This is a genomic window from Meinhardsimonia xiamenensis (assembly GCF_900102905.1).
GTDB lineage: Bacteria > Pseudomonadota > Alphaproteobacteria > Rhodobacterales > Rhodobacteraceae > Meinhardsimonia > Meinhardsimonia xiamenensis.
In genome coordinates this window covers 26,446-47,531 of sequence record NZ_FNFV01000004.1, presented here as the reverse complement: position 1 = coordinate 47,531, position 21,086 = coordinate 26,446, and the positions used below count along the sequence as shown (strand labels likewise).

The window sequence follows — 21,086 nt, the reverse complement described above, 5'->3', positions numbered from 1 at the left end:
CGACCGCGCCCTACTGGGCAGCCTTTTGCAGCGCCATGACCTCGTGCAGATAGGCGATGAAATCGTCCCTCAGATCCTCGCGCGCCATGCCGAAGGCCACGGTCGCCTGCAGAAAACCCGCCTTCGAGCCGCAGTCGAAGCGCTGCCCGCGGAATCGGAAGCCCCACACATCCCGCCCCTCGGCGATCTCGCGGGCAATGGCATCGGTCAGCTGGATCTCGCCCCCCGCGCCACTCTTGATACGGCTGAGATTCTGCAGAACCTTGGGCGAGAGAATGTAGCGCCCGATCACGGCGAGGTTCGAGGGCGCGTCGCCGGGTGCAGGCTTCTCGACCATTCCCTTGACCGAGACGAGCGCACCCATGTTCTCGCGCACATCGAGAACCCCGTAGGCAGAGGCCTTCTCGGGCGGCACTTCCATTGCCGCGACCATGCTGCCGCCCGTGTTCTCATACGCTTCGACCATCTGCCGCAGACAGGGCTTTTCCGCCGCGATCACGTCATCGGGAAGGATGACGGCGAAGGGCTCGTTCGGCGCGATCAGCCGCCGCGCGCACCAGACCGCATGGCCGAGGCCGAGCGGCTTGTGCTGGCGGATGTAGGCGATGGCGCCCGAGTCCATGTTGGTGCTCTTCAGCACCGCCAGAAGCTCCTTCTTGCCGCTCCGGCGCAGCGTGGCCTCAAGCTCCGGCGCATGGTCGAAATAGTCCTCAAGCGCGCTCTTGCCGCGCGAGGTCACGAAGATGAACTCCCTGATCCCGGCGGCGCGCGCCTCGTCGATGGCGTACTGGATCAGCGGCCGGTCAACCAAGGTCATGATTTCCTTCGGGATCGACTTGGTCGCCGGAAGAAAGCGGGTGCCGAGGCCCGCAACGGGAAAGATCGCCTTGGTGACCTTGCGTGGCATGTTTTATTTTCTCACCTTCAATGCGCTGCCTCAAGCGTTGCCGGATTGTTAACGCCCCGTGCGGTCAATGGTGAGACCAAACAATGGCAAAATCGTGAATAGGTGCCGTTTTCGCAACATTATTTCCCTTCCGAGACGACAGTCGCGCGCACCAGGCGGGTTCTTGCGCACTCCCTTTCCACCCGGGCGCGAAAACGCCAGAAGCGGAACGGCGGATCGCCGCGGTCCGACGCCCCGTAAAGACCTCCGCTCTGTTCCCATACGCCGTCGGCGGTGAAGCGCAGGCGATGACGGCGGGGCGTGTGATCGAAAAGATAAAGGCTTGTGCGCCGCCCCTCACGAACGGCGCGCGCCGCTTCGCGGCGCAGGCGGCCCGCGGCCAGGAGCGACCCTGCGAGCACGAGATCGGCGCCGAAGGGCCGCTCGGGGCGGAACCGCAGGAAGGCCGGCGGCGAGGCCCGCGCCAGCCACGGGCCGCCTTCAAGCGGCGCGCGGAGGCCTTCCGCCCAGCCGCGTTCGAGCGTGGCAAGAAGGCGGCCGAGGGCCTCGGGCGGGCAGTTGCCGGCCTGTACATGCCGCGCGATCCGCGCCTCTTGCTCCGCCCGCAGCTCGGCAAACCGCCGTCCGGCGTCGGCCCATGGCGCGTGACGACGCATCACGCGGGCTGAGGACCGGCCGATGTCGGCGAGATCGAGCGGGAGCCTGTCGGCGCGGCGGCGCGGCGAGGGCGCGAAGGCGTGATGAACCTCGGCCAGCGGCGCCACCGCCACCCGACCGCCCGCGGCGGCAAGGCGCAAGTCGAGATCGGTCTCGTCCATGAAGAACGTGATGGCCGGGTCAAAACCGCCAAGAGCGAGCAGCACGTCGCGACGAAAGGCGCAGTTCGTGCCCACGGTCTTGACTGCCGCCCCCGCCGGAACCTGGGGCACGACCGGCGCATCTCCATCGAACTCAAGCGGCAGATCCCGGCCGAGCGGGTCCACCGCCACCGCCCGGCTCTGGAAGCTGATCCCGTTGCGCCCGCGCACGTAGCCGGCCGCCGCCTCCGCGCCCGTGGTCTCGATCGCGCCCGCGAGGTGTCGCAGCCAGGCCGGCTCGGGCACGGCGTCGTCATCGAGAAAGGCGATCAGCTCGCCCGCCGCCGCGGCAATGCCCGCATTGCGCGCAGCCGAGATGCCGGGCGCATCGAAAGGCACCGTCTTGATCCTGCCCGCAAGGCCTGAGCGCGCCACCGCCGCGAGCCCTTCCGGGTCCGCCACCACGATCACCTCGAAGGCGGGGTGATCGAGCTGCGAGACGGCGAGAAGACAGCGGGAGAGCTCTGCGCCCCTGCCCCTGCTGACGATGACAACGCTCGTGGGCAGGGCCGTCATGGCCCCGCCGGCGCCGGCCGCGCGGCGGCCTCTGCTGCGAGGATCGCCTCGATGCGGGCGACATCCTCGGGATTGTTGAGCTCCCAGAAGCGCCGCCCGCGTGCCTCGACCTCGACACAGAGAACCCTCGCCCCGTTTTCGAGAAACCGCAGCTGTTCAAGCCCCTCCAGCGCCTCGAGCCGCCCCACGGGCCAGCGGCGATATGCCTCGAGCGCATCGGGTCGGAAAGCGTAAAGCCCCACGTGATGATAAACCGGCGTCACCTCGTCGTCGGCGTAGATATGCGAGGCGTGAGGGATCACCTCCTTGGAGAAGTAGAGCGCCCGGCCCGCGGCATCGAAGACGGCGGTGGTCGCCCCCGGCCGGCCGGCGGCGCGATCCTCCAGCATGTGACGCAGCGCCCGCCCGTCGCAACGCAGTACCGGCGTGGCCATCTCCGCTTGCGGGTCTGCCGCCAGTGCTTCAATCACCGCCGTCACGAACCAGGGCGGGGTCAACGGGGCGTCACCCTGCAGGTTGACGACAAGCTCGTAACCGCCCCCGAGCCGCTCGACGGCCTCGGCCACACGCTCGGTGCCGTTGCGGCAGTCGGGGGAGGTCATCACGGCCTCGGCACCGATGCGCCGTGCCTCGGCGGCAATGCGCTCGTCATCGGTGGCGACAACGGCGCGCGCCACACCGGGGACGGCCTGCGCGGCGGCCCATGTGAGTTCAAGAAGCGTTCGTGTTACCCCGTCCGGCCCCGTCAGCCGCGCAAGCGGCTTGCCCGGATAGCGCGTGGAGGCATGGCGCGCGGGAATGACGAGAAGAACGCTCATGTGCCCGCGATCAGCTCCACCCCCGGCGCGTAGGCTATGAAGAACGGGTTCTCGAAGCCCGGCTTGCCGTAGGTCAGGGGGCTGAGATCGTCGAAGCGCACCACCCTCCCGCCGGCGGCCGCGAGCACGGCATGACCGGCCGCGGTGTCCCATTCCATGGTTCGTCCGAGACGCGGGTAGAGGTCAGCCTCGCCGCTGGCGACCAGACAGAACTTGAGGGAGGAGCCCGCGCTCTTCAGCTCGGCGACGCGGTAGCGCGCGATGTAGGCATCGGTCGCGGCGTCGCGGTGCGACTTCGATGCGACCACCCGAAGTGCGGAATTGTCCGGCGCGGCAACGCGCAACGGCCGGGTCTGTCCGGTGCGCGCGGAATCGTGGGCGCCGGTCTCCTCCACCGCTCCGCCTTCGGCAAGCGTGTAGAAGAGACGCCCCTTGGCCGGGGCGTAGACCACACCGTGCCGTGGCATGCCGTTCTCGACATAGGCGATGTTGACGGTGAACTCGCCGCGGCGCTTGACGAATTCCTTCGTGCCATCGAGCGGATCGACGATGAGAAAGGTCTTCGCTTCCTGAGCGTGCGAGTCGGGCTGCTCCTCCGTCACCAGCGGCAGGTCAGGGAACGCCTCGCGAAGCCCCCGCGCGATCAGCTCGTCGGCAGCCTCGTCGGCGGCAGTGACCGGGCTCTCGTCGCCTTTGGCCCGCACTTCGAGATCCTCGCCGCCATAAATCTCCATGATGGCCGCGCCCGCCTCGATCGCCAGCCGGCGCATGACCGCCACCAGTTCCTTCTTGTCCACACTGCTCTCCTCTCGTGGGCGGCCCTGGCCGACCGTCCGTTTGATCATGTTTCAGAATGCCATATTTCGGGCCATATCATGACGTAAAGCCTCCGAGACGGAAAATCACCGACAATCGGCGGCATGGAAAGCCGCCGGACGGCGGCCAAGGAGCGGAAAGGCGGGAAAAGCGGCGATGTTCCAGACCAGAGCGGCAACGCCGACGACGACCTTCGGTGCGATCATCCGCACGCTGGAGGTCATCTATCACGCCACGGTGCGCAATGTGCGCAAGAGCCACGGCAACGCCATACTTGGGCTTTTCTACGCGATACTGCAGTCGCTCATCCTCGTCGCGGTCTTCTATCTGATGTTCGCGCTGCTCGGCATGCGCGGCAATGCCATAAGGGGCGACTTCGTCCTCTTTCTCATGAGCGGCATCTTCATCTTCATCACCCACAACCAGGCGGTCGGGGCGGTCATGGGGGCCGAGGGGCCGACCTCGCCGATGATGCTGCATGCGCCGATGACCACCGCCGTCTCGATCACCTCGGCCGCGCTCGCCTCGCTCTATATCCAGCTTCTGGGCATGATGGTGGTGCTCTTCGTCTATCACGTGGGTTTCAACCCCATCACCATCGAGCAGCCCGTCTATGCGCTCGGCATGGTCGTGCTGGGCTGGTTCTCGGGCGTCGCGGTGGGCCTGATCTTTCTGGCGCTGAAGCCCTGGATGCCGCGCTTCACCAACATCGTCTCGCAAATCTACCGGCGGCTCAACATGATCGCCTCGGGAAAGATGTTCGTGGCCAATGCCCTGCCGCACTCGAAGGTGGTGCTGTTCTCCTGGAATCCGCTGTTTCACTGCATCGATCAAGCGCGGGGCTTCACCTTCATCAACTACACGCCGCACTACACCTCGATCGCCTATCCGGTCTTCTTCTCGCTCGCCCTCGTGATGATCGGGCTGTTGGGCGAGTTCTATACCCGGCGCGCGGCGTCCGCGAGCTGGCTCGCGGGCAAGTGACGGGTGGCGCTCACTTCACGACCCTGAGCGTCAGATTGATCCGCCCACCGCCCTCGATCAGCGTCGATGAGCTTGGGCGGATGCGGTCGATGCCGTGATGCACGAGCCGCGCCGGACCGCCCATCACCAGCACATCGCCGGAATGCAGCCACAGCGATTCCGTCGACCCGCCACGCTCGATGTTGCCGACCCGGAAGAGCGCGGAATCGCCCAGCGAAATCGACACCACCGGATAGGTGAAATCGGCCTCGTCACGATCCTGGTGCAGCCCCATCCGGGCCCTCGCGTCATAGAAGTTCACAAGGCAGCAATCGGGCTGCCGCGCAAGCCCCGTGACCTGCTCCCACACCGCGAGCACGCTCGGCGGGATCGGCGGAAACGGCTCGCCTGTCTCGGGGTGGGTTCCGACATACCGGTAGCCGCGCCGATCGGAGAACCAGCCCCAGCGCCCTGCCGAGGTCATCCTGGTCGACATTGGCCGCCCCCAGCGTGTGACCGGCCGGAAGAGCGGCGCGGCGGCGATGACCGCGCGTATCTCGTCAAGCATGGCGCCCTGGTCGTCCAGAGGCAGAAACTCACGAAATACGGCAACGCCGCGCAGCATCAGCGAAGGTGCGGCGCGGCCCCGAGCGGCCCCGCTGGCCGAGCCCGAAACTGCCGCGGTTTTTTTGCACTTTTCGTCCATGGGGCACGGTTGCAGGGTCAGAACCCGCTTCTTATATACGCCGGGAAGCCGGGGCCGGGAGGGCCAGCCGGCCAAATCCAAGGGATCGGAGGGCGGTGCCTCTGAGGGCCGCGCCTCCACGACATCGCCGAAAAGAAAGGATAGACGGAACATGGCCAAAGTCATCGGTATCGACCTCGGGACGACCAACTCCTGCGTGGCGGTCATGGAGGGCTCCCAGCCCCGGGTGATCGAGAACTCCGAGGGCGCCCGCACCACGCCGTCGGTCGTCGCCTTCACGGACAGTGGAGAGATTCTCGTGGGCCAGCCCGCCAAGCGGCAGGCGGTCACCAACCCCGAGCGCACCATCTTCGCGGTCAAGCGCCTGATCGGGCGCCGCTATGACGACCCGGAGGTGGAGAAGGACAAGAAGATCGTCCCCTACAAGATCGTCGAGGGGCCGAACGGCGACGCCTGGGTCGAGGTTGACGGCAAGAAATACTCGCCGGCGCAGATTTCGGCCTTCATCCTGAAGAAGATGAAGGAAACCGCCGAAAACTTCCTCGGCGAGGAGGTCAAGCAGGCGGTCATCACCGTTCCCGCCTACTTCAACGACGCCCAGCGTCAGGCCACCAAGGACGCCGGCAAGATCGCCGGGCTCGAGGTGCTGCGCATCATCAACGAGCCCACCGCGGCGGCGCTGGCCTACGGCCTCGACAAGAAGAACTCCGAGACCATCGCGGTCTACGACCTCGGCGGCGGTACCTTCGACATCACCATCCTGGAGATCGACGAGGGCCTCTTCGAGGTGAAGTCGACGAACGGCGACACCTTCCTCGGCGGTGAGGACTTCGACATGCGGATCGTCCGCTACCTCGCCGACGAGTTCAAGAAGGAGCATGGCGTCGACCTCACCAAGGACCGGATGGCGCTGCAGCGTCTGAAGGAATCCGCGGAGAAGGCGAAGATCGAGCTGAGCTCGGCCACCCAGACCGAGATCAACCTGCCGTTCATCACCATGGATCCGAACGGCGGCGCGCCGCTGCACCTGGTGATGAAGCTGACGCGGGCGAAGCTCGAGTCGCTGGTCTCCGACCTCATCAAGAAGACGCTCAAGCCCTGCAAGGACGCGCTCAAGGATGCCGGGCTGTCGGCGAGCGACATCGACGAGGTGATCCTCGTCGGCGGTCAGACCCGGATGCCCAAGGTCGTCGAGGAGGTGACCAACTTCTTCGGCAAGGAGCCCCACAAGGGCGTGAACCCCGACGAGGTGGTGGCGATGGGTGCCGCGATCCAGGCCGGCGTACTGCAGGGCGACGTCAAGGATGTGGTGCTGCTCGACGTCACGCCGCTCTCGCTCGGCATCGAGACGCTGGGTGGCGTGTTCACCCGGCTCATTGACCGCAACACCACCATCCCCACGAAGAAGAGCCAGATCTTCTCCACCGCCGAGGACAACCAGTCCGCGGTGACGATCCGGGTCTTCCAGGGTGAGCGGGAGATGGCCGCGGACAACAAGCTGCTCGGCCAGTTCAACCTCGAGGGCATCCCGCCCGCGCCGCGCGGCGTGCCGCAGATCGAGGTGACCTTCGACATCGACGCCAACGGCATCGTGCACGTCTCGGCCAAGGACAAGGCCACCGGCAAGGAGCAGAAGATCACCATCCAGGCTTCCGGCGGTCTGACCGAGGAGGAGATCGAGCGGATGGTGAAGGAGGCCGAGGCGCACGCCGAGGAAGACCGCAAGCGGCGTGAACTGGTCGAAACCAAGAACCAGGCCGAGGCGCTCATCCACACCACGAAGAAGCAGATCGAGGAGCACGGCGACAAGGTCGACCCGGCCACCGTCGAGGCGATCGAGCTGGCGCTCAAGAACCTCGAGGAGACCATGGCGGGCGACGATGCCGGCAAGATCAAGGCCGGTATCCAGAACGTCACCGAGGCCGCGATGAAGCTGGGCGAGGCGATCTACAAGGCTCAGCAGGAAAAGGCCGGCGAGTCCGAGGGATCGGATGAGCCCAGCGGTGTTGACGAAGACATCGTTGACGCCGACTTCGAGGACCTCGACGACGACAAGCGCTCGCGCTGAGCGGCTTGACCAGGACGCCTGAGCACCGGGGCCGGCCTGTACATCACGGGCCGGTCCTCGCTTTCCCGAGGGGAATGATCTGACGATGGCAAAGCGCGACTACTACGAGATCCTCGGCATTTCGCGCACGGCGAGCGCGGAGGAAATCAAGAAGGCCTATCGCCGCAAGGCCAAGGAACTGCACCCTGACCGCAACGGCAACAATCCCGAGGCGGAGGCGCAGTTCAAGGAAGTCAACGAGGCCTATGAGGCGCTGAAGGATCCGCAGAAGCGCGCCGCCTATGACCGCTTTGGTCACGCCGCCTTCGAGGGCGGCATGGGAGGTGGCGGGTCGCGCGGTGGCGGTGGCTTCGGGCATGCCGATTTCGCCTCCGCCTTCTCGGACGTCTTCGATGATCTTTTCGGGGATTTCATGGGCAGCCGCGGTGGCGGCCGCCAGCGCGCAAGCCGGGGCTCGGACCTGCGCCACAATCTGACCATCACCCTCGAGGAAGCCTATTCGGGCCTGCAGAAGACGATCAAGGTGCGCAGCGCCGTCACCTGCACGGCCTGTCAGGGGACCGGCGCGGCCAGCGGCGCCGAGCCCCAGCACTGCCCGACCTGTTCGGGCATGGGGCGTGTGCGCGCCCAGCAGGGCTTCTTCACCGTCGAGCGGACCTGCCCGACCTGCGCCGGGCTCGGGCAGATCGTCAACGACCCCTGCCGGGAGTGCGGTGGCGCCGGCCGGGTGGAAAAGGAGCGCGCGCTCAGCGTGAACATACCCGCCGGCGTGGAATCGGGGACCCGCATCCGGCTTTCGGGCGAAGGCGAGGCCGGGCTCAGGGGCGGACCGCCGGGCGATCTCTACATCTTCCTTGATGTCGCCCGCCATCCGCTTTTCGAGCGCGACGGCATCAACCTCTTCTGTCGCGTGCCGGTGAAGATGACCACCGCCGCCCTCGGCGGCGACATCGAGGTGCCCACCATCGATGGTGGCCGTTCGCGGGTGAAGATTCCGGCCGGCAGCCAGTCTGGCCGGCAGATGCGCCTGCGCGGCAAGGGCATGCCGGCGCTCCGCGGCGGGGCGGTGGGAGACATGTTCATCGAACTGGCGGTGGAAACGCCCGTAAACCTGACCCCGCGCCAGAAGGAGCTTTTGCGTGAATTCGAGCGCGAGAGCGAAAGTCAGGACAACAGCCCCGAAAGCGCAAGCTTCTTCACCAAGGTCAAGCAGTTCTGGGAGAGCATGAAGGGCTGAGCCGCCGTTAACCCGGCATTCACCCCCATTCCTGCAGGCTCGGGCCCATGAGCGCCCGCGCCCGAAAACGGACCGCCCCCGCCCCGTCGCTGCCGCTGTTCGAGGCGGAGGCCGCAGCAGCCCACGATCTGAACGGGGGCTTGAGCGACACCTCGGCCGGCGCGATCGCTCCGCCGTCGCCTGCGGGCGAACTCCCCTACGTCCGGGGTCACCGCGATCGGCTGCGCGCGCGCTTCGACGAGGGCGGCCCGGCGGCGCTTGCCGACTACGAGCTTCTCGAAATGATCCTCTTCCGTGCCATGCCGCGCGGCGACGTCAAGCCGCTCGCCTGGGCGCTCATGAAGGCCTTCGGCGATCTGGCGGGCGTGATCAGCGCCTCCCCGCCCCGGCTGGCAAGAGTCGCCGGGGCGGGGCCCGCGGTGATCCGCGAGCTCAAGCTGATGGAGGCGGTGGCGCGACGCATGGCACGGGCGCGCGTGCTAGGCCGTCCGGTCATCTCGGGGTGGGATGCGCTCCTTGACTACTGCCACACGGCCATGGCGCACCGCGAGACCGAGCAGTTCCGCGTCTTCTACCTCGACCGCAAGAACGCGCTGATCGCCGACGAGGCACAGGCTCAGGGCACCGTTGACCACGTGCCTGTCTATCCGCGCGAGATCGTCAGGCGCGCGCTCGAACTCAACGCCTCGGCGCTCATCCTCGTGCACAACCACCCCTCGGGTGACCCCTCGCCCTCGGAGGCTGACATCTCCATGACCCGCCAGATCGAGGCGGCGGCCGAGGCCCTCGGGCTTGTGGTCCACGACCACATCATCATCGGCCGCTCACGGGAGCTGAGCTTCCGCGCCGCGGGCTACCTGTGAGCCACCCATACCTCCACCCGCCGGTTCACCGCGCGCCCCCATTCGCTGTCGTCGCAGGCAAGCGGCATCGCCTCGCCAAAGGCGTCAACCGTCGTCAGGATGCGCCGGCGATCCGCCAGCGGCGCGGCGCGCAGCACCGCGTCGCGCACCGTTTCGGCCCGTCGCCGAGCAAGCGCGAGATTGGCTGCGGCCGGGCCCTCGCCATCGGAAAAGCCGACGAATACCAGGCGGTGATCGTCGAATTCCCCGGCTTCGAGCCGATCGGCCAGAAGCTCGATGTTGGAGCGGGACTGGGCATCGAGTTCGGCAGTGCCGTTGCGGAAGCGGAAGGCGAGGGTGAGCCGCTCGACACCCCGCATCAGCCAAACCAGCCGCTGCAGTTCGGAAAGCGGCGTCTCCTCGCCGGCGGCCGAGATCGCGTTGGCAAGCCGCACCCCCTGACGCTCCAGCCCGATCCTGCCGAGCCCGAGGTCGACGAAGCCCGCGCGTCGGATCACGGCCTGGGCGGCCGGACTGCGCGCGAAGCGCAGGAACTCGCGCATCACCAGCGGCAGGCGCCGCGGCGGCAGGTAGACAAAGAGTGGCATCGTCAGCGGGTAGTCCTCCGTCTTGACCGATACCGGATCGGGCGCCGTGAAGATGCCGCAGCCGCCCGCCAGCGCCATGGGGCGGGCATTGCCAAGCTCGGAGGCGGTGGCGATGCCGATGGCAAACACGTCGCGGGCAACGGCGTCGGCCAGTTCCTCGGCGCTGGCGTGGCGTTCGACGGCGGGAGAGAGCCTGCGCCCATGGCGCGCCATTACCCGAGCCTCGAAAAGCTCAGCACTGCCCGCCCCCACCGCGCCGAGATGCAAGGCGATCGGGCCTTCGGGCCAGCCAAGCTCCTTCCAGTCGGTGACTTCGCCGGCGAAGACGCGCGCGAGATCCTCCATCGAGATACGCCGTACCGGATTGCCCGGCGCAACGATGGGAACGAGCGCGTCAAGACCGATGATCACGCTGCGGTGATGTCCATCGAGTTCACCCAGCCCCGCCGCGCGGTGCGCCGCGATCTCCTCGAGCGTGGGCTCGCGCAGGGCGAGGGCGAGATCGGCCTCATCGGCGAGCAGGCGGGCCAGCCCTTCGCGCGTGGTCGAAAGATCGAAATGCAGGTGCGCCGCCGGCCGGCCCGTGGCCTTTTCGATCAGGGAGTAGGTAAAGGCGGTGTCAGAGACGATCTCGAGCGCGGCGCGATATCCCTGCCGGGCGGCGAAACTCTCGATGAGCGCCGGCATCAGCACTGCGCCCATGCGGCGCGCGCCGGCGATCCTCAGCTCGGGCACATAGGCGGCGACGTCCGGGCACCCCGGCCCCGAACAGCTGACGGCGGTGCCGTCCACCGTCAGCTCGCCATAGATCGTGTCGAGCCGGTAGAATTCGCCGTCAAAGCCGAGGACGGTGCCGCTGATCTCCAGCGAACCGTCGCGCGCCATCAGCGTGACATCTTCCGCCGCCACGCCCCAAGCCCAACCGACAAGGAAAGGCGCGGCGAGAACCGCCGCACGCCACATCTTCATTGACCAGGAGCCCCGCGGCTCAGTTGCGTGCCTCAGTTGGTGGCGAGTCTCAGGTCTCGGAGCAGGTTTTTCAACACCAGAAATTGCCCCAGCGCATCGCATTCGGGCATCGCGAAGGTGATGTGCCTGGTCTCAAGCCCGCCGCCAAGCGTCGGCTGCACGGTCTCGCCGCGCACGTCCCGCCCGCAATTGCGCGCGGTCACCTCGGCCTCGATGCTCAGGCGCACGACCCCATCCCGCCGGGCCATGCCGGAAGGAAAGGTGTAGACCTCCGCAAAGCGCGCCTGGTCGCCCTCGGCGTTGCCAAGCCGGGTGAGAAACCCGCCGCGTCCGGCAAGCGCGCGCTCGGGTCCGCGCGGCGCGCCCGCCCAGACATGACCGGGCCCGCCGTAATCGGCCCCGTGCTCAAGGGCGTGAACCTGCAGACCTGCGCCCTCGCCACTCCACAAGAGCGCGACCCGCTCGAAGCGGGTGGCGTCCGGTGCCTCGACCTCGGCGGTCAACACCGTGTCATCGGCGAAACGCGCCGTGACCGGCGTGATCACCAAGAGCGCGGGCACATCGAGCCGAAGCGTACCGAGCGCATCGATGCGGGCATCGAACACGAGCGGACCGGCGGCAATCTCCACCCGCTGCCCCCCACGGCACGGCGCGGACAGAGTAAGGGAAATCATCGCCGCCGGCGCGGCGGAAGCCGACAGCATCGGCCCGCAGGGGATGCCGTAGGCATTGCGGGCAAGCTCCGTCTGCCGCGTCGCCACGGCGCCTGTGCCGGGCTGAATGCCCATGGCGGGCGCGTCTCGGGGTTCGTCTCGCGTCTCCCGGGCCGTCTCGGGCGTCCCGCGCTCTGCCTCCGCGCCCGCAGGGTTGGATGCCTCCATCCGCGTTGACGCCGGCTCGGGCGCGTCCGGAGCACGCGGGGCTGCCGCGGGCAGCAGAACGTCAAGCGCCTCGACCCGCGCCTTGAGCGCCTGAGCGTGAGGCCTCTCCTCCAGCCCGACAATCGTCACCGCGGGATCACGAGGAAGCGCCGGGGCACCGCCGGCCGCGGGAATTGGCGCGGCGCTGGCGGCAACGGTCGGCGCCGTTTCCTTCTGCGCGCCGTCGCTCCGAGCGCGCCCGGCGATCGCGGCGGTGGCCGCGTCTGTGCTCGCGCGCGGGGGCGCGGCGCCGCGGTACTCGCGCGCAGCCATCAGCACGACCGTGGCCGATGCCATCGCAACCGTGGCCACGGCGGTGAAGAGTCTTCTCCTGCCCGTCAACATCTGCCCGACTCCTCTCGGATTGTTGCGCAGTATGGGCGCTGATCCGGGCATGTTTGTGGCAACAACCGGGAGATGACGCGTCAGGAGACCGCGCTGGCGCGCGGTGCCTTCGGCGAGGGTATTTTGCCCAGGATGATGACGCTCTGGGGAGCGCGCCCGTCCGGCCTCAGGCCACCCTTCCGTGGCAGTGCTTGAACTTCCGGCCCGAGCCGCATGGGCAAGGCTCGTTGCGGCCCGGATTGCCCCATGTGGAGCGGTCGGACTCGACAAACCCCGGCCGCGCCTGCCCCTCGGCGGCGCCAGCCCCTGCACCGGCGGTGGCCATTGCGGGGGCGCCCTCCTCCTGCTGCGCCGGCGCCTTCGGTGCCTGGGCGGCCTGCTGCGCCGCCATCATCTGGCGCAGCATCTCGGCGCGCTCCTCCTCGGTGAGCGGGCGGATCTGGGCAAGCGTCCGCGTCACGTCCTCGCGCAGCGAGTCGAGCATCGATTGGAAGAGCTGGAAGGCCTCGGTCTTGTACTCGTTGAGGGGGTCACGCTGGGCGTAGCCGCGGAAGCCGATGACCGAGCGCAAGTGTTCGAGCCGCAGGAGATGCTCGCGCCACTTGGAGTCGATCGTCTGCAGGAGCACCTGCTTTTCGATCGAGCGCATGTTCTCGGGACCGAACTGCACCGCCTTGGCGGCCATCATCTCGTCAGCGGCGTGGCGCAGGCGCTCGGCGATCTCTTCCTGGTCGACTCCTTCCTCCTCGGCCCATTGGGCGATCGGGGGGTCGATGTTGAGCTTCTCGCGCACCGCCCGTGCAAGCCCCTCGACATCCCACTGGTCGGCGTAGGTCTTGGGCGGCATGAACGCGTCCACGAGGTCATCGATGACCTGGTGGCGCATGTCCTGCACGACATCCGACAGGTCGTCGGCCTCCATGATCTCCCGGCGCTGGGCGAAGATTACCTTGCGCTGGTCGTTCATCACGTCGTCGAACTTGAGAAGCTGCCGGCGGATGTCGAAGTTGCGCGCCTCGACCTTGGCCTGCGCCTTCTCGAGCGACTTGTTCACCCAGGGGTGGATGATCGCCTCGCCTTCCTTCATGCCGAGCGTGCGCAGCATCTTGTCGAGCCGCTCGGAGCCGAAGATGCGCATCAGGTCGTCCTCGAGGCTGAGGAAGAACACCGAGCGGCCGGGATCGCCCTGCCGGCCCGAGCGGCCGCGCAGCTGGTTGTCGATGCGCCGGCTCTCGTGCCGCTCGGTGGCGAGCACGTAGAGACCGCCCGCCTCGATCACCTTGCGGCGTTCCTCGGCGTGCTCGGCCTCGATGCGCGCGCGCACCTCCTCGGGGTCGGCCTCAGGGTTGGCGGCGAGCTCCTCGAGCACCTTCATCTCGACATTGCCGCCAAGCTGGATGTCGGTGCCGCGCCCGGCCATGTTGGTGGCGATGGTCACCGCACCCAGCCGGCCCGCCTCGGCGACGATCTTCGCCTCCTGCTCGTGGTGGCGGGCGTTCAGCACGTTGTGCGGGATGCCCTCCTTCTTCAGAAGACCCGACAGGAATTCCGACTTGTCGATGGAGGTGGTGCCGACCAGCACCGGCTGGCCCTTGGCATGGGCCTTCTTGATCTCCTCGACGATGGCGGCGTATTTCTCCTTCGCGGTGCGGTAGACCTGATCGTGCTCGTCCACCCGGGCCACCGGCAGGTTGGTGGGTATCTCCACCACGCCAAGGCCGTAGATCTCCATGAACTCCTCGGCCTCGGTCGCCGCGGTGCCGGTCATGCCGGCAAGCTTCTCGTAAAGGCGGAAGTAGTTCTGGAACGTCACCGAGGCGAGCGTGACGTTTTCTGGCTGGATCGGCACGCCCTCCTTTGCCTCGATCGCCTGATGCAGACCGTCGGAAAGCCGCCGGCCGGGCATCATGCGGCCGGTGAACTCGTCGATCAGGATCACCTCGCCATTGCGGACGATGTACTCCTTTTCGCGATGGAAGAGCTTGTGCGCCCGGAGCCCCTGATTGAGGTGATGCACGATGGTGGTGGATTCGGGGTCATAGAGGCTCTGCCCTTCCGGCAGGATGCCGAGCTCGTGCAGACGTCGTTCGAGAAACTCGTTGCCCTCGTCGGTGAAGGTGACGCTGCGGCTCTTCTCGTCGATCGTGTAATGCTCTTCGGTGAGCTCGGGAATGAGCTTGTCGATGGTGATGTAGAGCTCGGAGCGGTCCTGCGCGGGGCCGGAGATGATGAGCGGCGTGCGTGCCTCGTCGATCAGGATCGAGTCCACCTCGTCGACGATGGCGTAGTAGTGGTCGCGCTGCACCATCTCCTCGAGCGAGGATTTCATGTTGTCGCGCAGGTAGTCGAAGCCCAGCTCGTTGTTGGTGGCATAGGTGACATCGGCGGCATAGGCGGCCTTCTTCTCGGCCTCGGGCTGCATCGGATAGACGACACCCGTCGTCAGCCCGAGCGCCGAATAGACCTTGCCCATCCACTCGGCATCGCGCTTGGCGAGATAGTCGTTGACGGTGACGATGTGCACGCCCCGCCCCGTCAGCGCGTTGAGATAGGCCGGGAAGGTGGCGACGAGCGTCTTGCCCTCGCCCGTCTTCATCTCGGCGATGTTGCCCTGGTGCAGGAAGATGCCGCCCATCAGCTGCACGTCGAAGGCCCTGAGCCCCAGCGCGCGCTTGGCGGCCTCCCGGCAGTTTGCAAACGCCTCGGGCAGAAGATCGTCAAGGCTCTCGCCCTTCTCGAGCCGCGCCTTGAACTCGGCGGTCTTTTCCTTCAGCCCCTCGTCGGAAAGCTTCTCGAACTCGGGCTCCAGTGCGTTGATCTTTTCGACGATGGGGCGGGCCGCCTTGAGCTTGCGGTCATTCGGTGTGCCGAAGACCTTCTTGGCGAGTGTTCCGAAACCCAGCATGTGTTCTCCGCCTGACAGTGCGAATTTGCGGGCCGGATGCGTGGCGGAGCGCTTGCTTGCAGCCTCGCAGGCCCTATAGGTATGGCGGGAAAGATGGTTCTTGCCGCTTGGCTGCGATGTAAGCGCCGTCCGATATGCTGTCAACGTCGCGGCCGTTTTCCTCCGCGCCTTTCAGGAAAGAAGAGACACGATGCTCCACAAGATCCTTCCTGCCCTTGCCATGAGCCTCGGCCTCGCGCTCGGTGCACCCGCCCTGTCCGAAGAGGTGAACGCCGACACCGTCATGGCCACGGTGAATGGCAGGCCGATCACGCTCGGTCACATGATCGTGCTGAAGACACAACTGCCGCCCGAGTATCAGCAGCTGCCGGACGAAGTTCTCTTCAATGGGCTTCTCGAGCAGCTCATCCGTCAGGAGGTGCTGGCCCAGAAGGTGGATACCATCTCCAAGCGGCTGCGCCTGCAGCTCGAGAACGAGCGCCGCGCGGTTCTGGCATCCACCGTGCTCGAGAAGGCCGCGCAGGATGCGGTGACGGAAGAGGCGATCCGCAAGGCCTACGAGGCGGCGGTGGCGGCGATGGAGCCGGTGACCGAATACAACGCCTCGCACATTCTCGTCGGCACCAGGGAGGAAGCCGAGGAGATCATCCGCGAACTCGAGGCCGGCGCCGACTTCGCCACGCTGGCGAAGGAGAAGTCCACCGGCCCCTCCGGCCCCAATGGTGGCAATCTCGGCTGGTTCACCGAGGGGCAGATGGTCAAGCCGTTCGAGGAGGCGGTGACGGCACTCGAGCCTGGCGAGATCTCCGAACCGATCCAGACGCAGTTCGGCTGGCATGTGGCCAAGCTGAACGACCGGCGCGAACGCCCGGTGCCGACGCTCGAAGAGATGCGCGAGGAGCTCATCGCCCAGCTCCGGCAGGAGGTCATCGAGGCCGCGATCGAGGAGCTGGTGGCCAAGGCCGATGTCAAACGCAACGAGATCGAGGGCATCGACCCCTCGGTTCTGAGCGATCTGTCGCTTGTCGAAGACTGAGCCGGGGGCCGGGGATGGGCAAGAAGGCCGACAAGATCGAGAAGCTCAAGCGCAAGCTGAAGAAGACCGAGAAGAAGCTTGCCGCCGCGCTTGAAGCCGCACGGAAGGCACTGAAGGAGGAGCCGGCGGAGGGCCCGGCCATCTCACCGCTGGCGCCTCCGGGCGGGTTTCCCTCGATTCCGCCCATTGCCGGGCTGCGCCTTGCCGCCGTCGAGGCCGGGGTGCGCTACAAGGGCCGGCCGGACGTGATGCTTGCGGAACTTGCCCCCGGCAGCGTGATTGCCGGGGCCTTCACGCGCTCCTCCACCCGCTCGGCGCCGGTGCTCGACTGCGAGGCCAAGATCGGCCGCGAGGGCGGAGAGGCGGGGGCCGCGATCCTCGTCAACGCCGGCAACGCCAACGCCTTTACCGGCCGCGCCGGGGTGGAGGCGGTTGCGGCGCTGACACAGGCTGTCGCCGAGCGCCTCGGCGTGCCGGCCGAGCGTGTCTTCACCTCTTCGACGGGCGTGATCGGCGAGCCGCTGCCGCACGAGCGCATCACCGCGAAACTCGATGAGCTCGCCGCCGCGCTGAGCCCCACGGGCATTGCCGCCGCCGCCCGCGCGATCATGACCACCGACACCTTTCCCAAGGGCGCCGTGGAGGCGGTCGAGACGCCCGAAGGCCCCGTCACCCTCGCCGGAATTGCCAAGGGCTCGGGCATGATCGCCCCCGACATGGCGACGATGCTGGTCTACATCTTCACCGATGCGCGCATTCCCCGGGCAAAGCTCCAGCGCCTCGTTGACCGCTTCGTGCCCGGCACCTTCAACTCCATCACGGTCGACAGCGACACCTCCACCTCCGACACGCTGCTTGTCGCGGCCACATGCCAGGGCCCCGATGTCGGCGATGGCCGTTCGGCGCATGGGCGGGCCTTCGCCGCGGCGCTCGAGCGGGTGATGCTCGATCTTGCGCAGCAGGTGGTGCGCGACGGCGAGGGGGCGACGAAATTCGTCACCGTCTCGGTCACCGGCGCGGCGTCGGATGCCGACGCGAAGCGCGTGGCCATGGCCATCGCCAATTCGCCGCTGGTGAAAACCGCCATCGCCGGCGAGGATCCGAACTGGGGCCGCGTGGTGATGGCGGTGGGCAAGTCCGGCGCGAAGGCTGACCGCGACCGCCTTGCGATCCGCTTCGGCGAGATCGAAGTGGCGCGCGACGGCTGGGTCTCGCCGACCTATGAAGAGGCGCGGGCCGCAGCCTACATGAAGAATCCCGAGATCGAGATCGGCGTCGATCTCGGGCTCGGTGCGGGCCGCGCCACAGTGTGGACCTGCGACCTCACCCATCGCTACATCGACATCAACGCCGATTACCGCTCATGAAACCTGTCGTCCTCGTCTCGGCCGTCGCGCTTGTCGATCGCGACGGCCGGGTTCTCCTTGCCCAACGCCCCGAGGGCCGGTCGATGGCCGGGCTGTGGGAGTTCCCGGGCGGCAAGGTGGAGCCGGGCGAGACACCCGAGGCCGCGCTGATCCGCGAATTGCACGAAGAGCTCGGCATCGACACATGGGCAAGCTGCCTCGCGCCGCTCACCTTCGCCAGCCACGGCTATGACGACTTCCACCTGCTGATGCCGCTCTTCGTCTGCCGCAAGTGGCAGGGCATCCCGACCCCGCGCGAGGGCCAGAAGCTGGCCTGGGTCGCGCCGGCGCGGCTGGCCGACTACCCCATGCCACCGGCCGACCTGCCGCTCATCCCGGCGCTGCGCGAGTTGCTGTGAACCCCCGGCGTCGGCTCGGATTGTGGCGCGATTGTGGCAGATGGGGCAAAATTTCGGCGAATTGATGAAAAATCCTCGTGATTCCGCCGATTTTTCACGCTATACGTGAGCCAGGTTTGGCTCAGGGTTGAATCATGCTTCGAACCATCATGGTCGGAAAATACATCTCGGTTCAGGGCGAGTTCGTGCGCGAGCTCGCCAACGGGCTGATCGAGGTGCGCGTGGGCAGCCGCACCTACACCGGCCGCCCGGTGCCAAGAGAATGGCCACGCGCGGCCTGACGGGCCCGGGCCTGCGCGCGAACCCTCGAGCTGATCCGTCGTCCGTCTTGGTCATTTGCGCGCCTGCGCACTCTTGCGGCGTGCATCAACCGCCCCACCCCGCGCTCTGCATCTCGCGCAGCCGCGAGGCGGTGCGGGCGAATTCGAAGCTCCCTTCGCCCTCCACATAGAGCCGTTCGGGCACATCGGCGGCACTGACAATGAGGTGCACACGGGCCTCATAAAGCGTGTCGATCAGAGTCACGAAACGGCGTGCCTCGTTGTAATTGGCCGCCGAAAGCCGCGGCACCTCCTCGAGGATCAGAACGCGCACCGCCTCCGCCAGCGCCAGATAGTCGGCAGGCCCCAGCGGCTGGCCGCACAGCTCCCAGAAGCTCGCCCGCGCCACGCCATTGCCGAAGGCCGGGATCACCACCTCGCGCCCCTTCACCTTGAGCACGAGAGGCGCGGACGCCCCGCCGGTGAGATCCTCCCACAGCGCATCGATCCGCGCCCGCGCCGCGGCATCGGCAGGGGTGAACCACGTATCCTCCGCCGCCAGCCGGTGCTGACGGTAGTCGGTGGGCGAGTCGAGCTTCACGACCTCCATGCGCTCACGCAGAAGCGCGATGAAAGGCAGGAAGAGCTGGCGGTTGAGCCCGTTCTTGTAGAGGTCCTCGGGCGGGCGGTTGGAGGTCGTCACCACCGCCACACCCTGATCGAACAATCGCTCGAAGAAGCGCCCGACGATCATCGCATCGGCGATATCGGTGATCTGCATCTCGTCGAGGCAGAGAAGCCTGAGCTCGCGCGCCACGCGGTCGGCCACCGGGCGCACGGCATCGGCCTCGCCCCGGGCGCGCGCGGCGTTGATGCCCTCGTGCACCTCCTGCATGAAGGCATGAAAATGCACCCGCCGCTTCTCGGCGATGCCGACGCGCTCCATGAACAGGTCCATCAGCATCGACTTGCCGCGCCCGACATCGCCCCAGAGATAGATGCCCTTCGGCGCGGGTTCGGGGCGCGCGCGGCGAAAGAGCCCGCCGAGCCGCCCCCTGCCCTGCGCCGGCGCGGCTTCAAGCCGCTCGGCAAGCGCCTCGAACAGCGGCAGCACGGCATGCTGCGCCGGATCGGGCCTGATCCGCCCCTCCGCCACCAGCGCGTCGTAGGCCTCTTGCATGCGTCCTGCCATCGCGCTTCCCTCTAGCGGCAAGCGCCGAAAGGCGAAAGCCCTTCCAGCCCTTGACGATGCACGCCCGCAGGGCCAAGGCTGACGGGCCGTCAAGCGAGGCTCGACCATGACCGAAACCCGCGCGCCGCTTCTCACCCCGGTCCTGATCGGGGGTTGCATCGTGATCCTCGTCAGCTTCGCCATCCGGGCAAGCTTCGGGGTCTTCCAGATTCCGATTGCCAGCGAGTTCAACTGGCCGCGGGCGGAATTCTCGCTTGCCATCGCCGTACAGAACCTCGCCTGGGGCGTGGGCCAGCCGATCTTCTCGGCCATCGCCGAGCGCTTTGGTGACCGGAGGGCGATCTTTCTGGGCGCGCTGACCTATGCCGCAGGTCTTACGCTTTCGGCCTTCGCAGTGGCGCCGGGGCAGCACCAGCTTCTGGAAATCCTCGTGGGCTTCGGCATTGCCGGCACCGGCTTTGGCGTGATCCTCGCCGTGGTCGGCCGCGCCACCGCGCCTGAACGCCGCTCGATGGCGCTCGGCATCGCCACCGCCGCGGGCAGCGGGGGACAGGTGGTGGGCGCGCCGCTCGCCGAGTTCCTACTGCGGCACATGAGCTGGCAGGAGGTCTTCCTCGTCTTTGCCGCGCTGATCCTCCTTGCCATGCTGGCGCTGGGGCTGATGCGCGCACCCGCCCGTGCGCCCGAGCGCGACGCCTCGACCGACCAGTCGCTCGCCGAAAGCCTCGGGGTTGCCTTTCGCGACCCGTCCTACGCGCTCATCTTCATCGGATTCTTCTCCTGCGGCTATCAGCTTGCCTTCATCACCGCCCATTTCCCGGCCATGGTCACCGAATACTGCGGGGCGATCGTGCCGGGCGGGATGCTCGATGCGATCGGCATTTCCACCACCTCGGCCCTCGGCGCGGTCGCCATCGCGCTCATCGGCCTTGCAAATATCGCCGGCACCGTCACCGCCGGCTGGCTCGGCGGGCGGTTCTCGAAGAAATACCTGCTTGCGGGCATCTACCTTGGCCGCACCCTCGTTGCCGCGGCCTTCATCCTCACCCCCATCACCCCGGCAACGGTGATCCTGTTCTCGCTGGCCATGGGGGCGCTGTGGCTTGCGACGGTGCCGCTCACCAGCGGGCTCATCGCCCATATCTACGGGCTGAGATACATGGGCACGCTCTATGGCATCGTCTTCTTCAGCCACCAGCTCGGCGGCTTCATGGGCGTGTGGCTCGGTGGCAAGCTCTACGACATCTACGGCAACTATGATCTCGTCTGGTGGATCGGTGTCGGCGTCGGCGCTCTCTCGGCCATCGTGCACCTGCCCGTGCGCGAGCGCCCGCTCGGGGCGGCTCTGGCCTGAGC

The 21,086-nt window shown here is 67.3% G+C and carries 18 protein-coding genes; 9 read left to right on the top strand and 9 right to left on the bottom strand.

Annotation, left to right across the window (positions count from 1 at the left end):
* Window positions 1-10: 10 nt before the first annotated feature.
* The 4 genes from galU to cysQ form a co-directional block, all read right to left on the bottom strand.
* Window positions 11-907 (bottom strand): UTP--glucose-1-phosphate uridylyltransferase GalU, encoded by an 897-nt coding sequence (gene galU, locus BLQ14_RS09245; RefSeq protein WP_092500283.1) that lies wholly within the window; start codon window positions 905-907, stop codon window positions 11-13.
* A gap of 119 nt (window positions 908-1,026) precedes the next feature.
* Window positions 1,027-2,280: a glycosyltransferase family 2 protein gene (locus BLQ14_RS09240; protein WP_092500282.1), complete on the bottom strand. Its 1,254-nt coding sequence runs from the start codon at window positions 2,278-2,280 to the stop codon at window positions 1,027-1,029.
* Window positions 2,277-3,098: a 3-deoxy-manno-octulosonate cytidylyltransferase gene (locus BLQ14_RS09235; protein ID WP_092500281.1), complete on the bottom strand. Its 822-nt coding sequence runs from the start codon at window positions 3,096-3,098 to the stop codon at window positions 2,277-2,279. The genes BLQ14_RS09240 and BLQ14_RS09235 overlap by 4 nt, the downstream gene beginning before the upstream one ends.
* Window positions 3,095-3,895: a 3'(2'),5'-bisphosphate nucleotidase CysQ gene (gene cysQ, locus BLQ14_RS09230; protein ID WP_092500280.1), complete on the bottom strand. Its 801-nt coding sequence runs from the start codon at window positions 3,893-3,895 to the stop codon at window positions 3,095-3,097. The genes BLQ14_RS09235 and cysQ overlap by 4 nt, the downstream gene beginning before the upstream one ends.
* 175 nt (window positions 3,896-4,070) lie before the next feature.
* Between cysQ and BLQ14_RS09225 the strand changes: the two genes are divergently transcribed.
* Window positions 4,071-4,898, top strand: coding sequence for an ABC transporter permease (locus tag BLQ14_RS09225; RefSeq protein WP_092500279.1), 828 nt, complete (start codon window positions 4,071-4,073; stop codon window positions 4,896-4,898).
* 10 nt (window positions 4,899-4,908) lie between these two features.
* On the opposite strand, the gene BLQ14_RS09220 is transcribed toward BLQ14_RS09225, so the two are convergent.
* Window positions 4,909-5,502, bottom strand: coding sequence for an alpha-ketoglutarate-dependent dioxygenase AlkB family protein (locus tag BLQ14_RS09220; RefSeq protein ID WP_092500591.1), 594 nt, complete (start codon window positions 5,500-5,502; stop codon window positions 4,909-4,911).
* 232 nt (window positions 5,503-5,734) lie between these two features.
* Here BLQ14_RS09220 and dnaK point away from each other — a divergent pair, with 232 nt between their 5' ends.
* The 3 genes from dnaK (at window position 5,735) to radC (ending at window position 9,751) form a co-directional block, all read left to right on the top strand.
* Entirely contained in the window at window positions 5,735-7,651 is a 1,917-nt protein-coding gene (dnaK, locus tag BLQ14_RS09215) for a molecular chaperone DnaK (RefSeq protein WP_092500278.1), read from the top strand.
* A gap of 85 nt (window positions 7,652-7,736) precedes the next feature.
* Window positions 7,737-8,888: a molecular chaperone DnaJ gene (gene dnaJ / locus BLQ14_RS09210; protein WP_092500277.1), complete on the top strand. Its 1,152-nt coding sequence runs from the start codon at window positions 7,737-7,739 to the stop codon at window positions 8,886-8,888.
* 47 nt (window positions 8,889-8,935) lie between these two features.
* Window positions 8,936-9,751, top strand: a complete 816-nt coding sequence (radC, locus tag BLQ14_RS09205) for a RadC family protein (RefSeq protein ID WP_092500276.1) — start codon at window positions 8,936-8,938, stop codon at window positions 9,749-9,751.
* On the opposite strand, the gene BLQ14_RS09200 is transcribed toward radC, so the two are convergent.
* The 3 genes from BLQ14_RS09200 to secA form a co-directional block, all read right to left on the bottom strand.
* Complete coding sequence (locus BLQ14_RS09200; RefSeq protein WP_092500275.1) at window positions 9,742-11,307, bottom strand: substrate-binding domain-containing protein; 1,566 nt, start codon at window positions 11,305-11,307, stop codon at window positions 9,742-9,744. The two genes, radC and BLQ14_RS09200, sit on opposite strands and share 10 nt — an antisense overlap.
* Window positions 11,308-11,339: 32 nt before the next feature.
* Window positions 11,340-12,572, bottom strand: coding sequence for a hypothetical protein (locus BLQ14_RS09195; RefSeq protein ID WP_143004472.1), 1,233 nt, complete (start codon window positions 12,570-12,572; stop codon window positions 11,340-11,342).
* Between the two features lie 166 nt (window positions 12,573-12,738).
* Window positions 12,739-15,477, bottom strand: coding sequence for a preprotein translocase subunit SecA (gene secA / locus BLQ14_RS09190; protein ID WP_092500273.1), 2,739 nt, complete (start codon window positions 15,475-15,477; stop codon window positions 12,739-12,741).
* Between the two features lie 190 nt (window positions 15,478-15,667).
* On the opposite strand from secA, the gene BLQ14_RS09185 reads away from it, so the two are divergent.
* From BLQ14_RS09185 to BLQ14_RS15400, 4 genes are all read left to right on the top strand, one after another.
* Window positions 15,668-16,513 carry a peptidylprolyl isomerase gene (locus tag BLQ14_RS09185; protein ID WP_092500272.1) on the top strand — a complete coding sequence of 282 codons (846 nt, stop codon included), beginning with the start codon at window positions 15,668-15,670 and terminating at the stop codon, window positions 16,511-16,513.
* A gap of 14 nt (window positions 16,514-16,527) precedes the next feature.
* A complete protein-coding gene (gene argJ, locus BLQ14_RS09180) occupies window positions 16,528-17,880 on the top strand; it encodes a bifunctional glutamate N-acetyltransferase/amino-acid acetyltransferase ArgJ (protein WP_092500271.1) in 1,353 nt (450 codons plus the stop codon).
* Window positions 17,877-18,278: a (deoxy)nucleoside triphosphate pyrophosphohydrolase gene (locus BLQ14_RS09175; RefSeq protein WP_092500270.1), complete on the top strand. Its 402-nt coding sequence runs from the start codon at window positions 17,877-17,879 to the stop codon at window positions 18,276-18,278. Before argJ ends, BLQ14_RS09175 begins: the two co-directional genes overlap by 4 nt.
* Window positions 18,279-18,412: 134 nt before the next feature.
* Complete coding sequence (locus BLQ14_RS15400) at window positions 18,413-18,559, top strand: hypothetical protein (protein ID WP_092500269.1); 147 nt, start codon at window positions 18,413-18,415, stop codon at window positions 18,557-18,559.
* A gap of 85 nt (window positions 18,560-18,644) precedes the next feature.
* Here BLQ14_RS15400 and zapE read toward each other — a convergent pair whose 3' ends face one another.
* Window positions 18,645-19,730 (bottom strand): cell division protein ZapE, encoded by a 1,086-nt coding sequence (gene zapE, locus BLQ14_RS09165; RefSeq protein ID WP_092500268.1) that lies wholly within the window; start codon window positions 19,728-19,730, stop codon window positions 18,645-18,647.
* Window positions 19,731-19,836: 106 nt separating this feature from the next.
* Here zapE and BLQ14_RS09160 point away from each other — a divergent pair, with 106 nt between their 5' ends.
* Window positions 19,837-21,084: an MFS transporter gene (locus tag BLQ14_RS09160; protein ID WP_092500267.1), complete on the top strand. Its 1,248-nt coding sequence runs from the start codon at window positions 19,837-19,839 to the stop codon at window positions 21,082-21,084.
* The last annotated feature ends 2 nt before the right edge of the window (window positions 21,085-21,086 follow it).